Source organism: Caballeronia pedi, assembly GCF_001544915.2.
GTDB lineage: Bacteria > Pseudomonadota > Gammaproteobacteria > Burkholderiales > Burkholderiaceae > Caballeronia > Caballeronia pedi.
The window spans coordinates 142,631-155,028 of record NZ_FCOE02000014.1 but is presented as its reverse complement, the minus strand read 5'-3'; the positions used below and the strand labels follow the sequence as shown (position 1 = coordinate 155,028).

The window sequence follows — 12,398 nt, the reverse complement described above, 5'->3', positions numbered from 1 at the left end:
GGATGTGAATCAAACGAAAGCCGTGCCGTAACCGGCTCATGCTCGTTAGTGCTTCCTCTGTTACCGATGCCCTGGTTCGCTTCGGGGTGCGATGCGTTCATCGATCAGGCCTGGTCCGGATTCGCGCCGCATGACGCAGTGACGGGCGCGGCGCGCGGGCCGCGCTTCAAGCCGTCGAGCACGCCGTCGGGAATGGCGGCCGGACGAATCGACGCGCGATCCACCGAAGCGACGCGAATGTCGCCGCTCGCGAGCAGCACGCCGTCGCGCCACGCTTCCTGATGAAAATCCACCGATGCGCGCCCGAGCCGCTCGATGCGGCTCACGACGCGAATGACGTCGTCCAGACGCGCCGGCGACGCATATTCGACGGACGTGCGTCGCACGACGAACAGGATGCCGTTCGACTCCGCGAGACGCTGCTGGTCGATGCCGCACGCGCGCAGCCATTCGGTGCGCGCCCGTTCGAAGAACTTCAGGTAGTTCGCGTAGAAGACGATGCCGCCGGCGTCGGTGTCCTCGTAGTACACCCGAACCGGCCAATCGAAAGTCAACGAATCACTCACCTTTGCGCCGCTCCGCTCGCGCGGAGGCTGATTGGCCCGCTCCGGCTTGCTTTTTGACAAATATTCATCGGCGGCATTTTACCGGAAGCGGAAGCACGACTGCCAAAACCTTAGGCAAATCCCGGAATCAGCCGCGGTGAATTTGCAACGGTGCGAACGTCTGCGCGACCGGCATCATCTCGATTGCATTGATATTCACGTGCGCCGGACGCGTGGCGATCCAGTAGATGGCGTCGGCGATATCCTCGGGCGTCAGCGCCTGCACGTCCTTGTAAACAGTCGCCGCCTTGCTGTCGTCGCCCTTGAAGCGCACGTTCGAAAATTCGGTGCCGCCCACCAGGCCCGGTTCGATGTCGGTCACGCGCAGCGCGGTGCCGGCCACATCCGAGCGCAGATTCAGGCTGAACTGCCGCACGAACGCCTTGGTCGCGCCGTAAACGTTCCCGCCGATATACGGATACGTGCCGGCCACCGATCCCATATTGAACACGTGCCCGCGATTGCGCTCGATCATGCCGGGCAGGATCGCATGCGTGACGGTCACGAGGCCCGTGCAGTTCGTCTCGATCATGCCTTTCCAGTCATCGAGGTTCGCGCGCTGTGCGGGTTCGAGACCGAGCGCGAGGCCGGCGTTGTTCACGAGCACGTCGATCTGGGCGAACGCCTCGGGCAGCGACGCGATGACGTTGCGGACCGCGTTTTCGTCGCGCACGTCGAGTTCGACCGGCAAAAGCGCGTCGCCGAGCTCGTTCGACAGGGCGACCAGACGCTCCTTGCGGCGCGCGGCAGCGATCACGCGATGGCCGCCCTTCACGAAAGTGCGGGCGATGGCGGCGCCGAATCCGGCCGACGCGCCGGTGACGAAAACGATCATGAGCGGACTCCGAACGGGATGAAATGGGTAAAGCCGGAGCGCGTCCGGCAACGGCGCAAAGCGTACTTCCATTGATGCGGCGCGGCAAGCAATTGCGGGAGCGAACGATCGTGCTTTAAATGCGATATCAGGCCCGCCGGATCGCGCCGGAAGCCGGTTGCCTAAAGCCTGTCCGCCCATTACACTACAACGCTCAAACCCCGCGTGACTGGCGATAGAATCTTCGGATTCAAGGTGGAGCGACCCACCAGGAAGCGCGGAGCGTCGTTTTGCCGTTCGCCTGGGCAGCTGAGATCCGCACGCCGTTGCTGCGTTGCCGGTGGCTGTCCGTTCCGCGAAACCGGATTCATCCTCTATCCGTCGCGTCTGGACTCCATCGGTTTCCAGCGTTTTTTGCGTCTGCTTCCAACGCGGCGCGCGCGCGATCCGGTCAACCTGTTTTGATCTCACGGAAAACGTATGTTTGACAGAGCCGAAAGTACCCTCGCCAACGTCGATCCCGAATTGCTCAAGGCGATCGAGCAGGAAAACCGCCGCCAGGAAGATCACATCGAGCTGATCGCGTCGGAAAACTACACGAGCCCGGCCGTGATGGCCGCGCAAGGCTCGCAACTCACCAACAAATACGCCGAAGGTTATCCCGGCAAGCGCTACTACGGCGGCTGCGAGTATGTCGACATCGTCGAGCAGCTCGCGATCGACCGCGTGAAGCAACTGTTCGGCGCCGAAGCCGCGAACGTGCAGCCGAACTCCGGTTCGCAGGCGAATCAGGGCGTGTTTTTCGCGGTGCTCAAGCCGGGCGACACGATCATGGGCATGAGCCTCGCCGAAGGCGGTCACCTGACGCACGGCTCGCCGGTCAACATGTCGGGCAAGTGGTTCAACGTCGTGAGCTACGGCCTGAACGAAGCCGAAGACATCGACTACGAAAAGACCGAAGCGCTCGCCAAGGAGCACAAGCCGAAGCTGATCGTCGCGGGCGCGTCGGCGTTCGCGCTGCGCATCGACTTCGAGCGTCTCTCGAAGATCGCGAAGAGTGTCGGCGCTTACTTCATGGTCGACATGGCGCATTACGCGGGTCTCGTCGCCGCCGGCCTTTACCCGAATCCGGTGCCGCACGCCGATTTCGTCACCACGACGACGCACAAGAGCCTGCGCGGCCCGCGCGGCGGCGTGATCCTGATGAAGTCCGAGTTCGAGAAGCCGGTCAATTCGGCGATCTTCCCGGGCATCCAGGGTGGCCCGCTCATGCACGTGATCGCGGCGAAGGCCGTCGCGTTCAAGGAAGCGCTGTCGCCGGACTTCAAGACGTATCAGCAAGGCGTGATCGACAACGCGCGCGTGCTCGCCGAAACACTGGTGAAGCGCGGTTTGCGCATCGTGTCGGGCCGCACGGAAAGTCACGTGATGCTGGTCGATCTGCGCGCGAAGAAGATCACCGGCAAGGCTGCGGAAGCCGCGCTCGGCGCCGCGCACATCACCGTCAACAAGAACGCGATACCGAACGATCCGGAAAAGCCGTTCGTCACGAGCGGCGTGCGTCTCGGCTCGCCCGCGATGACCACGCGCGGCTTCGGCACGAAGGAAGCGGAGATCGTCGGCAACCTGATCGCCGACGTGCTCGACAATCCGGAAGACCAGGCGACCATCGAGCGCGTGCGCGCGCAAGTGGCCGAGCTGACCAGCCGTTTCCCGGTCTATCGTTAATTTTCGAGCACACCGCCGATGCGCTGCCCATTCTGCCGACACGAAGATACCCAGGTCGTGGATTCTCGCGTGTCGGAGGATGGCGCGGCCATTCGGCGGCGGCGGCGCTGTCCCGCGTGCGACAAGCGTTTCACCACCTATGAGCGCGTCGAACTGGCGTTGCCGGCCGTGGTCAAGAAAGACGGCAGCCGCACCGAGTTCGATCGCCGCAAGATCGTCGCGAGCATGCAGCTCGCGCTGAGAAAGCGCCCGGTCGCAGCCGATGCGATCGACGCCGCCGCGTCCCGCATCGAGTATCAGTTGCTCGGCAGCGGCGAGCGCGAAGTGCAGAGCGAACGTCTCGGCGAGCTCGTCATGAACGAACTGCGCCAGCTCGACACCATCGCGTACGTGCGTTTCGCTTCCGTCTACAAGCGTTTCGAAGACGTCTCCGAATTCGAAGACGTGCTCGATGAATTCCGGCGTGCCGCGCCGAAGAAATCGAGTTCGCGCAAGCGCTGATCTTTCTCGCATTCTTTCTCTCCCAAGCCTGATTCATTGCAGTTCGCTCGCGCAGTTTGCCGGGCCGTGAACCGCGTGAACACTCGGCCATTCGGCTAATGGCGGCGCACATGCCTTCCCGATAGATTGAGCCCTCAGACTCAACTCGATCGATAAGGAATGCAGATGACCCGCGCTTGGAATCAGGGATTCACGCTCGTCGAACTGTGCGTGGTGCTCGCCATCATGGCGATACTCGCGACCTTCGCCGCGCCGTCGTTCATCGCGTGGCAGACGCGCGATCAGGTCGATGCGCGAGCGCGTGCACTGTTTTCCACGCTTTCGCTCGCGCGTGCGGAAGCCGTGCGGCGAGGGGCGCGCGTGACGCTTTGCCGAATCGATGCGTCCCGTCGCTGTCTCGCGGCGGGGCGCAGCTGCGATGGCGGCGTCACCGACTGGTCGTGCGGCTGGGGCTTGTTCGTCGATCGCGACGGCACGTCGACACTTCTGCGGATGCAGCCGGCGATGACATCGATCTCGATTGCGGGAACATCGACCGAGTTGTCATTCACGCCGCCCGACGGGCAGGTGATCGGCGGCTTCCGCAGCTTCGACTTCGCTCCGCGCGGCGCCGATTCCGCGGCGAATTCCGCGTCGCGCCGCTGCATCCGCCTCGCTGCCGGCGGGCGGGCGCGCATGACGCAGGGCGGTTGCGGAGCGTCGGCATGAAGCGCACGCAATGCGGCGACTCGCTGATCGAAGTGATGATCGCGCTTGCGCTCACGGCCGTGACCGCGCTCGGGGTGGTTGCAGTGCAGAGCGCGCTGGCGCGCGGCGAGCGGGCGGCGCTGCTGCGGGAACGCGCGGCGCTCATCGCGGATTCGGTCGCGGAGGGCGTGCGTAGCGATGCGGACCGCGCGGCGATCGTGTCGCAGTGGCAGGCGAGGGCGTCGTCGATGCTGCCCGCAGGCGATGTCGCGGTGTTCGATCGCGCCGACGGCGTGCGCATCGCGACGGTGAGCTGGCGCGCCGACGACCGCGCCGATCCCTGCCCCGAGCCGCTCGCCAGGTCGCTCACGTCGTGCATTGCGGTGGCGTTCGCGCGATGACTCCACGCCTCCTCGCATCGCGCGGCCATACGCTGCTGGAAATGACGATCGCGCTCGCGCTCGGCATGGCGATCGTGAGCGCGTCGCTGGCGCTTTATCGGGCGCAGCGCGCCGCGTTCGAGCGCGCCACCGATGCCGCACGCATTCACGACGCCGGGTCCGTTGCGCTCGACGTGCTCGGCCAGCAGATCCAGATGGCCGGATTCGCGTCGAAGCTCGGCCCGAACGTCGACGCAGCGATATTCGGCTGCGCGCAAGGCCGCGTCGTCGGCGCGGAAACGGCGGCCTCGTGCGAAGCGCTCGCAAGCCGTTCGGACGGCGTGCAGATCCGCTATTCGGCCGACGTCGTGTCCACGTGGGCGTCGAGCGGCGGCGTGCCGACGGATTGCATCGGCCAGACCGTCGCCGATGCGTTCGTCACGAACCGCTTCTACGCGAAGCCCAGCAGTTCCTCCGGCGAACCCGAGCTTTACTGCGAGGGCGGCGGCAGGCAGGCGCAACCCGTCGTCGAAGGAATCGAACGGTTTCGGGTGACGTACTGGCTGACGGGCACGCCAGCGGCGCTGGACGCGACGGCGGTCGCGCGCGAGCGCTGGCGCGATGCCTACGCCGCCGATATTTGCGTGCTCGTGCGCGGCTTCGCCACGCAGACGAAGCGCAGAACGAACTACGTCGATTGCAGCGGCGCGCCTGCCTTTGCCGACGACGGCCGCGCGCGCCAGACGTTCTGGCGGCGCGTCGCGATTCGCAATGCGTCGACGGGCGCATCCGGAGACGCGCGATGAAGCGTCGTTCACGTTCAAACGGCGCCACGTTGCCGATCGTCCTGATTCTCGCCGCGATGATGCTGGTCACCGCGAGCGCGTGGCTGCAGACATCGCTCGTGGCGGCTCGCGCGACCGTCGCGACGCGCGAGCGCGTGCAGGCCTTCCATGCAGCGGACAGCGCGCTCATCCGATGCAGCCGGATGCTGGCGCTCGCGTTGCCTGCGACCAGCCCATCGCCGAACGACGAACCGTCGCGATGGCGCCTGAAAGCATCGTTCGAAGGACCTTCCGCCGCCGCCATCGCGCCGTTCGCCTCCTGGCCGTACGCGCGCCACGCGCCGCAGTGCCTGATCGAAGCGGGGGCGGGCGCGTCCTACCTGATCACCGCGCGCGGTTTCGGCGCGACGCCGGATTCCGAAGCCTGGCTACAGCTTCGAATCGATATCGCGGACGGCGCGAGCACACGTCACTGGCGGCGCGTCGTCGCCCGGCCGTTTTGAAGGATCGACATGAAAGAGAAAGGCTTCAGCCTGCTTGAATTGATGATCGCGCTGGCCGTCGCGGCGATCATCGCGAGTTTCGCCGTTCCCGCGTATCGGACGCACGTGGTGAAGGCGCATCGGGTGGAAGCCGCGTCGGCGTTGATGCGGGCCGTTCAGTTCGTCGAAACGGCGCGGCTCGCGCAGACATCGGAGAGCGGCGACGCCATCGCGCTGAGTGCAGGGCTCGATCAGGCGCCTTCGAATGGCGCCCCGGTGTATCGCGTCGCCGTGCTGCCGGAATCATCGACGAACGGCGGCTATGCGATCGAAGCCGTGCCCGTCGCGACAGGCCCGATGCAGGACGACGGCTGCGGCGCCTTCGTCATCGACGCCACCGGACTGCGCTGGAATCACGCGCCCGGTGCGACCGATCCGCTCGATGCGGCGCAGTCGGCGCGGTGCTGGGCGGGAAAGGAATGATGCCGATGTCAGAACACGGTCGGATCAGCGGCGTCACTGGACGTTTCGGGCGCGGTGGTCTTCATCTGCTGATAGATGCGCCAGCCTTCCCATCCGGCGAGCGCGAGGCCGCCCCATTTGAGTACGGGCTTCGCGCCGTGCAGCAGCTTCGTTCGCACCGGCTTGGTGAGCACGAGCGAGGCGAGCGAGCCGATGATCGGGTACTGCTTGAGCAGCAGTCCCAGGTTGCCCGATCCGAGCAGCGAGCCGAGGATGCCGCCGATGCCGCCCGCCGACGCGCGGCGCTTGCCCCAGCGGCGCGAACCGCCGCCCGGCATCAGAAAGCGCAGAAAACTGAAGTGCGTGACGGACGAGCGCAGATCGTAAGTCGCCTGCCGCAGTTCCATCCGCTCGACATCCGCACGGGCGATCAGCAGTTCCTTGCGCAGCGCGCGCATGTGCGGCGTGCGCAGTTTCTGCATCTTGTCGCGCTTGGGCGACCTGAAGGTGTCGTCGTGTTGGCTCATGGCTTGGTAGGGGCGCGGGATCAGCGGAACGTGTCGCGGTCTTTGCGGAATTCGGCGAGCGTGTCGTCGAACATGTTCGGCGCATCGCGCAAGCTGCTGCGCGCGCGCAGGCCGCATGCAAGCGCGATCAGCGCATAGAGCAAGGTGATGCCGCCGAGCGCCTGCCAGCGATACGTGTCCCAGAAGAAAATGGCGATGAGCACCGTCAGCGAGATGAGCGCCATCATCGCGAGCATCATGGCGGCGAGGCCGAGGAAAAGCACGCCGATGAGGCGCTCCTTCTCCTCCTGAAGCTCGATGCCGATGAGTTCAAGGCGCGTCTCGAAGATGGCGAAGGCGGAGCTCAGGATTCGTCGCAGCGGTCCGGGGGACGATTGCTGCGGTGGCCGTTCTGTCGTCATGGCTTGGATGCGAGAAGCGCGTTGGTGCCGCTTTTTTGTGGTTCCGGTCGGCGCACGAGGCGGCCGGCCGGCGCGAGTGTCGAGCCGCGCGCCCGGGCAGAGCGCTCGCGGTTCAGTTCAGCGGGAACCGCGACAGAGAGCAGATTAGCAATCTGCGGGCCATGAAGGCGAGGAGCCGGCTGTTACTTGCGGTTGATCAGCAGGCCGATGACCATGCCGAGACCCGCCGCAATGCCGATGGACGCCCACGGATGCTCGTGCACGTAGTCGTCGGTGGCGCGCGCGGCCTTCTTGCCGCGCTCGATCACGACGACCTGGGCGTCAGCGGCTTTCTCCTTTGCCTGCTTCAGACGGGTGAGCGCCGACTCGCGCAATTCGGAAGCGCGTTCACCGGTGGCGGTAGCCGCCTGCTTCAAAAGATCTTCGGCGTCAGCGAGTACGGTTTTGATATCCGACATGAATCGCTCCTTGTTGATTTCTGACATTAAAGGCTCCAATCGGTAAGGCTACGCGCATCGTAACCAAAGATGGGGTCGCTGACGAGGAGGCGTACGTCCCGCCGCGCGGACTCACGCAGATTCCGTTCCAGTTGCCCGCGCTCGTCAATACATCGACATCGTCTGGAATGGATTCGATCTGTCCCGTAAAAGTTTCAGGCGCGTATCGAAAGTTACAAACTGTATGACCGCCGAAAAGCAAAAGGCCGGCGCGCGCAGCACCGGCCTTTCCCGATTGTGAATGAAGTCCGTTTAGAAAAACGCCTGAATGCCCGTCTGCGCGCGGCCGAGAATCAGCGCGTGAATGTCGTGCGTGCCTTCGTACGTGTTCACCACTTCGAGATTGACGAGGTGACGCGCGACGCCGAATTCATCGGAGATGCCGTTGCCGCCGAGCATGTCGCGCGCAAGGCGGGCGATATCGAGCGCCTTGCCGCACGAATTGCGCTTCATGATCGACGTGATCTCGACAGCCGCCGTGCCTTCGTCCTTCATGCGGCCGAGGCGCAGCACACCTTGCAGGCCGAGCGTGATTTCGGTCTGCATGTCGGCGAGCTTCTTCTGGATCAGCTGGTTCGCCGCGAGCGGCCGGCCGAACTGCTTGCGGTCCAGCGTGTATTGCCGCGCCGTGTGCCAGCACGCTTCGGCCGCGCCGAGCGCGCCCCACGAAATACCGTAGCGCGCCGAGTTCAGGCAGGTGAACGGGCCTTTGAGCCCGCGCACGTTCGGCAGCAGGTTCTCTTCGGGGACGAACACTTCGTCCATCACGATTTCACCGGTGATCGACGCGCGCAAGCCGACCTTGCCGTGAATCGCGGGCGCCGACAGACCCTTCCAGCCTTTCTCGAGGATGAAACCGCGAATCTCGTCGCGACCGTCTTCCTCCAGCTTCGCCCAGACGACGAACACGTCCGCGATCGGCGAGTTCGAAATCCACATCTTCGTGCCGGATAGCGAATAGCCGTTCTGCACTTTCTTTGCGCGCGTCGTCATGCTGGCCGGATCGGAGCCGGCGTTCGGCTCGGTGAGACCAAAGCAGCCGATCCACTCGCCGCGCGCGAGCTTCGGCAGATATTTTTCCTTTTGCGCCTCGCTGCCGAAGGTGTTGATCGGCACCATCACGAGCGACGACTGCACCGACATCATCGAGCGATAGCCCGAATCCACACGTTCGACCTCGCGCGCGATCAGGCCGTAGCACACGTAGTTGAGACCCGGACCGCCGTACTGTTCGGGAATCGTCGGGCCGAGCAGGCCCAGTTCGCCCATCTCGCGGAAGATCGCCGGATCGGTCTTTTCCTCGCGAAACGCCTGCGTCACGCGCGGCTGCAGCTTGTCCTGCGCGTAGGCGTGCGCGGCGTCGCGCACCATGCGTTCGTCTTCGGTCAGTTGCTGATCCAGCAAGAGCGGATCTTCCCAGTTGAAACGGGCGGCGTCGGCCATGTGCAGTCTCCTGATTTCATCGAAAAGCGCCGGGGCGGCTCGGGATTCATGTAGGTCTCCACGAACGGCCGGCGCGCGAGGCGCTTGACATGAGTTCCGCTAAGCGAAACAATGTTTTGCAAATCAAATCCGAGTTTAGCATCCGATGCCGACCGATTCCAACCGAAATTCAGCGTCGATTTCATCGCGGCATGTGTCGTCCGAGGAAATCGACGAGCGCAAGTTCGTCGTCGCGCTCGCGCGCGGGCTCGATTTGCTGCGCGCGTTCCGGCCCGGCGAGACGCTGCTGGGAAATCGCGATTTCGTCGAACGCACGGGTTTGCCGAAGGCGACGGTCAACCGGCTCGCCTACACGCTAACCACGCTCGGCTATTTGCGCTTCGACGACCCCGCGGGCAAGTACGCGCTCGACACGGGCGTGCTGTCGCTCGGTTTCACGTTGCTCGCGGGCGCGGACACGCTGGAACTCGCGCGCCCGCACATGCGCGCGCTCGCGCGGGAGATCGGCGCGGCGGTCTCACTCGGCTGTCGCGACGGACTCGACATGATCTATCTGGAAACCATCCGCAGCGAAACCGCGCTGACGCTCGGACTTGCGCCCGGCTCGCGCCTGTCGATGCTCACGAGTTCGATGGGCCGCGCGTATCTCGCCGTGCAGGAACCGGCGGCGCGCGAGGCGCTGTTCGACGAACTCGGCAAAAGCGAAGGCGCGGCGAACGTCGACGCCGCCCGCCGCGCGATCGAGGATTTCGCGCGCGACGGCTGCTGCTATTCGTTCCGCGAATGGCACGACGACGTCAACGCCATCGCCGCACCGTTCCGCGATCTGCGCAACGGGCGCTGGCTCGTGTTGTCGAGCAGCGGACCGGCGTCGTCGATGGGCGAGGCGTATTTCCGCGAGACGATCGGCCCGAAGCTGAAGGCGCTGGCCGCGCGTCTCGCGTGACGGTTCACAGCACCGTGCGGACGTGCCAGAGTTCCGGAAACAGCACGACATCGAGCATCTTGCGCAAGTAAGACGCGCCCGCCGTTCCGCCCGTGCCGCCCTTGAAGCCGATGATGCGTTCCACCGTGGTCACATGACGGAAGCGCCATTGCCGGAACGCGTCTTCCAGATCGACGAGTTCTTCGGCCATTTCGTACAGGTCCCAGTGATGCGACGGATCGCGATACACCGCGAGCCACGCCGCCTCGACGGACGGATCGTGCGTCGTGGGCTGCGACCAGTCGCGATTCAGGCGCGCCGGATCGATCTCGAAGCCGCGCCGCGCGAGCAGGCGGATCACTTCATCGTAGAAGGAGGGCGCTTCGAGCGTCTCGCGTACCTGCCCGAGAATCTCCGGCCGATGCTCATGGGGCTTGAGCATCTGCACATTCTTGTTGCCGAGCATGAACTCGATCTGCCGATACTGATGCGACTGAAACCCCGACGACTGGCCGAGATACGGGCGCATCGCGGTGTATTCGGAGGGCGTCATCGTCGCGAGGACGTTCCACGCCTGCACCAGCTGCTCGAAGATGCGCGACACGCGCGCGAGCATCTTGAACGCGGGCGGCAGTTCATCGCGATGCACGGCCGCGAGCGCCGCGCGCAATTCGTAGAGCGCGAGCTTCATCCATAGCTCGCTCGTCTGATGCTGCACGATGAACAGCATCTCGTTGTGATCCGGGGAGAGCGGATGCTGCGCGTTGAGAATCGAATCGAGGCCGAGATAGTCGCCGTAGCTCATCGAATCGGAGAAATCGAGCTTGGCGTCGTGCCAGCCTTTTTCCTGTGCTGGCGCTCCATGACCGAACGGGCAGCCTTGCGTATTGCTCATGTCGACGCTCCTCTCAGGTCACCGATGCGCGCTCGGCGAACTCGGGCGCGCGCCAGCTTTCGCTCGCGAGCACGTCGCGCAGGATTTCGACGGCGTCCCACACATCGACGAAACGCGTGTACAGCGGCGTGAAACCGAAGCGCAGAATGTGCGGCTCGCGATAATCGCCGATCACGCCGCGCGCAATCAGCGCCTGCATCACCTCATAGCCGTTCGGATGCGCGAAGCTCGCCTGCGAGCCGCGTTGCGCGTGCTCGCGCGGCGTCGCCAGCGAGAGCGGGAACTCGCCGCAGCGTTCCTCGACCAGCCTGATGAACAGATCGCTCAGGGCGAGCGACTTGCGGCGCAGCGTCTGCATGTCGGTTTGCAGGAACACGTCGAGCCCGCATTCGACCAGCGACATCGAAACGATCGGCTGCGTGCCGCAGAGAAAGCGGCCGATGCCGTCGTCCGGGCGATACACCGGATCCATCTCGAACGGCTTCCTATGTCCCCACCAGCCGGAAAGCGGCTGCGAGAACGTGTTCTGATGGCGTTTCGGCACCCACACGAACGCGGGCGAGCCCGGTCCGCCGTTCAGATACTTGTACGTGCAACCCACCGCATAGTCAGCGCCGACGCCGTTCAGATCGACCGGCACCGCGCCCGCCGAATGCGCGAGATCCCAGACGGCGAGCGCGCCTGCGCGATGAATCGTCTGCGTGAGCGCGGCCATGTCGTGCATATAGCCGGTGCGGTAGTTGACGTGCGTGATCATCGCGATCGCGGTGTGTTCGTCGATCGCGGCGGGCAGTTCCGACGGATCATCGACGAGGCGCAGCTCGTAGCCGCGATCGAGCTGCTCGATCAAACCCTGCGCGATATACAGATCGGTCGGAAAGTTCGAACGTTCGGAGACGATTACGCGCCGCTTCGGATCACGCTCGTTCGCGAGCTTGAGCGCGGCCGAGAGAATCTTGAAGAGATTCGCGGAAATCGTGTCGGTCACGACGACTTCGTCTTCGCCCGCGCCGATGAGGGGTGCGAGCTTGTTGCCGAGCCGCTTCGGCAACGCGAACCAGCCGGCCGTGTTCCAGCTACGAATCAAACCTTCGCCCCATTCGGCGGCAATCACGTCGGCGGCGCGCGCGGCGGCGGCTTTGGGCGGCACGCCGAGCGAATTGCCGTCGAGGTAGATCACGCCTTCAGCAAGTGCGAACTGGCCTCGCAGGCTGGCGAGCGGATCGTCGCGGTCGAGTGCCACGGCTTCGTCACGATGTTTCATCG

General features: G+C 64.7%; 16 protein-coding genes and 1 riboswitch. Of the genes, 8 read left to right on the top strand and 8 right to left on the bottom strand.

Annotated elements, in window-relative coordinates:
* Window positions 1-104 precede the first annotated feature (104 nt).
* Together ybgC and ydfG are read right to left on the bottom strand one after the other, a co-directional pair.
* On the bottom strand, window positions 105-566 hold the full coding sequence (gene ybgC / locus AWB80_RS21845) for a tol-pal system-associated acyl-CoA thioesterase (protein ID WP_061176738.1): 462 nt from the start codon (window positions 564-566) through the stop codon (window positions 105-107).
* 127 nt (window positions 567-693) lie between these two features.
* A complete protein-coding gene (ydfG, locus tag AWB80_RS21840; protein ID WP_061176737.1) occupies window positions 694-1,440 on the bottom strand; it encodes a bifunctional NADP-dependent 3-hydroxy acid dehydrogenase/3-hydroxypropionate dehydrogenase YdfG in 747 nt (248 codons plus the stop codon).
* A 194-nt stretch (window positions 1,441-1,634) separates the two neighbouring features.
* Window positions 1,635-1,733: riboswitch (ZMP/ZTP riboswitch) on the top strand.
* 166 nt (window positions 1,734-1,899) lie between these two features.
* Here ydfG and glyA point away from each other — a divergent pair.
* The 7 genes from glyA (at window position 1,900) to AWB80_RS21805 (ending at window position 6,465) form a co-directional block, all read left to right on the top strand.
* Window positions 1,900-3,147 carry a serine hydroxymethyltransferase gene (gene glyA, locus AWB80_RS21835; protein WP_061176736.1) on the top strand — a complete coding sequence of 416 codons (1,248 nt, stop codon included), beginning with the start codon at window positions 1,900-1,902 and terminating at the stop codon, window positions 3,145-3,147.
* Between the two features lie 18 nt (window positions 3,148-3,165).
* Window positions 3,166-3,648 carry a transcriptional regulator NrdR gene (gene nrdR, locus AWB80_RS21830; RefSeq protein WP_061176735.1) on the top strand — a complete coding sequence of 161 codons (483 nt, stop codon included), beginning with the start codon at window positions 3,166-3,168 and terminating at the stop codon, window positions 3,646-3,648.
* A gap of 159 nt (window positions 3,649-3,807) precedes the next feature.
* Window positions 3,808-4,356, top strand: a complete 549-nt coding sequence (locus AWB80_RS21825) for a GspH/FimT family pseudopilin (RefSeq protein ID WP_061176734.1) — start codon at window positions 3,808-3,810, stop codon at window positions 4,354-4,356.
* A complete protein-coding gene (locus tag AWB80_RS21820) occupies window positions 4,353-4,736 on the top strand; it encodes a type IV pilus modification PilV family protein (protein WP_061176733.1) in 384 nt (127 codons plus the stop codon). Before AWB80_RS21825 ends, AWB80_RS21820 begins: the two co-directional genes overlap by 4 nt.
* Window positions 4,733-5,521, top strand: a complete 789-nt coding sequence (locus AWB80_RS21815) for a PilW family protein (RefSeq protein ID WP_061176732.1) — start codon at window positions 4,733-4,735, stop codon at window positions 5,519-5,521. The genes AWB80_RS21820 and AWB80_RS21815 overlap by 4 nt, the downstream gene beginning before the upstream one ends.
* Window positions 5,518-6,003 carry a pilus assembly PilX family protein gene (locus AWB80_RS21810; protein WP_061176731.1) on the top strand — a complete coding sequence of 162 codons (486 nt, stop codon included), beginning with the start codon at window positions 5,518-5,520 and terminating at the stop codon, window positions 6,001-6,003. The genes AWB80_RS21815 and AWB80_RS21810 overlap by 4 nt, the downstream gene beginning before the upstream one ends.
* Before the next feature lie 9 nt (window positions 6,004-6,012).
* Window positions 6,013-6,465: a type IV pilin protein gene (locus AWB80_RS21805; RefSeq protein WP_061176730.1), complete on the top strand. Its 453-nt coding sequence runs from the start codon at window positions 6,013-6,015 to the stop codon at window positions 6,463-6,465.
* Window positions 6,466-6,473: 8 nt separating this feature from the next.
* Here the strand turns inward: AWB80_RS21805 and AWB80_RS21800 are convergent, their stop codons facing one another.
* The 4 genes from AWB80_RS21800 to AWB80_RS21785 form a co-directional block, all read right to left on the bottom strand.
* Window positions 6,474-6,971 carry a DUF3318 domain-containing protein gene (locus AWB80_RS21800; RefSeq protein WP_061176729.1) on the bottom strand — a complete coding sequence of 166 codons (498 nt, stop codon included), beginning with the start codon at window positions 6,969-6,971 and terminating at the stop codon, window positions 6,474-6,476.
* Between the two features lie 20 nt (window positions 6,972-6,991).
* Complete coding sequence (locus AWB80_RS21795) at window positions 6,992-7,372, bottom strand: phage holin family protein (RefSeq protein ID WP_061176728.1); 381 nt, start codon at window positions 7,370-7,372, stop codon at window positions 6,992-6,994.
* 182 nt (window positions 7,373-7,554) lie between these two features.
* Window positions 7,555-7,857, bottom strand: coding sequence for an ElaB/YgaM/YqjD family protein (locus AWB80_RS21790; RefSeq protein WP_061176727.1), 303 nt, complete (start codon window positions 7,855-7,857; stop codon window positions 7,555-7,557).
* A gap of 264 nt (window positions 7,858-8,121) precedes the next feature.
* Entirely contained in the window at window positions 8,122-9,312 is a 1,191-nt protein-coding gene (locus AWB80_RS21785; RefSeq protein ID WP_061176726.1) for an acyl-CoA dehydrogenase, read from the bottom strand.
* Window positions 9,313-9,457: 145 nt separating this feature from the next.
* On the opposite strand from AWB80_RS21785, the gene AWB80_RS21780 reads away from it, so the two are divergent.
* Window positions 9,458-10,258 (top strand): IclR family transcriptional regulator, encoded by an 801-nt coding sequence (locus AWB80_RS21780; RefSeq protein WP_061176725.1) that lies wholly within the window; start codon window positions 9,458-9,460, stop codon window positions 10,256-10,258.
* Window positions 10,259-10,262: 4 nt separating this feature from the next.
* Here the strand turns inward: AWB80_RS21780 and kynA are convergent, their stop codons facing one another.
* The gene (kynA, locus tag AWB80_RS21775) at window positions 10,263-11,132 is read right to left on the bottom strand and encodes a tryptophan 2,3-dioxygenase (RefSeq protein ID WP_061176724.1); all 870 of its coding nucleotides are present in this window, start codon (window positions 11,130-11,132) and stop codon (window positions 10,263-10,265) included.
* 13 nt (window positions 11,133-11,145) lie between these two features.
* Window positions 11,146-12,396: a kynureninase gene (kynU, locus tag AWB80_RS21770; RefSeq protein WP_061176771.1), complete on the bottom strand. Its 1,251-nt coding sequence runs from the start codon at window positions 12,394-12,396 to the stop codon at window positions 11,146-11,148.
* Between the last annotated feature and the right edge of the window lie 2 nt (window positions 12,397-12,398).